The sequence below is a fragment of the Arthrobacter sp. JCM 19049 genome (assembly GCF_001310435.1).
Genome location: NZ_BAXF01000729.1, coordinates 1 through 873, shown reverse-complemented (window position 1 = coordinate 873; position 873 = coordinate 1). Strand labels below are relative to the sequence as shown.

The following is an 873-nucleotide window of genomic DNA, read 5'->3' as shown; positions in this document are numbered from 1 at the left end:
GTGCACCGGCTGCTTGGCGCACTGGTGGCAGAGGGGTTCTGCGACCACGACCACCAGGCCGGGCGCTGGCTGCTGGGCCCGGAACTCTACCTGATGGGAGCGGTCGCGGCCGAACGCTACGACATCAGCGACATGGCCCGGGAGCACGTCGCCGCGCTCGCCGAAGCGACCGGGGAAAGCGCCTTTCTCTCCGCACGGCGCGGGGACGAGACCGTGTGCCTGCTGCGCCAGGACGGCGCCTTCCCAATCCGCTCGTTCGTACTCTACGAGGGCAAACGCTTCCCGCTGGGCGTGGCCTCGGCCGGGATCGCGATCCTGGCCTTCCTGTCCGCCCCGGTGGTGGAGCGCTACCTGCAGGCCAATGACTTCACCGAACGCTACGGAGACGCGCACAGCCCGGCCCGGCTGCGCGAGAAGGTCCGCGAAACCCGCAAACTGGGCTACTCGGTCAACCCAGGGCTGATTGTCGAGGGCAGCTGGGGGATGGGAGCCGCCGTCTTTGACGCCTCCGGGTCCCCGGCCTGGGCCCTGAGCGTGACCGGCATTGAATCCCGCTTCACCCCCGGGCGCCGCCCGGAACTGGGGGCATTGCTGCTGCACCACGCCCACGAGCTCTCCCAGCAGTTGCGCCGCGGGTAGTTTGAACCCGCAACGGGAATCGGTCCAGCGCCGGTGCGGCCGATACCATGCAGGAAGGCCATCAGGCACAAGGGAAAGAGATTAGATGACACCGGAGGAATTCCGCCGCCAAGCCCACGAACTGGTGGACTTCATTGCCGACTACCGCGCCGGCATCGACCAGCAACCGGTGATGTCCACCGTCGAACCCGGCCAGGTGGCCGCGCAGCTGCCCGCGCAGGCGCCGGAAGAGGG

The 873-nt window shown here is 68.7% G+C and carries 1 protein-coding gene; it reads left to right on the top strand.

The features are described 5' to 3' along the window. Window positions 1-639 (top strand): IclR family transcriptional regulator (locus JCM19049_RS15830; RefSeq protein WP_054822029.1); only part of this gene is annotated, 639 nt, incomplete at its 5' end. Window positions 640-873: the final 234 nt, after the last annotated feature.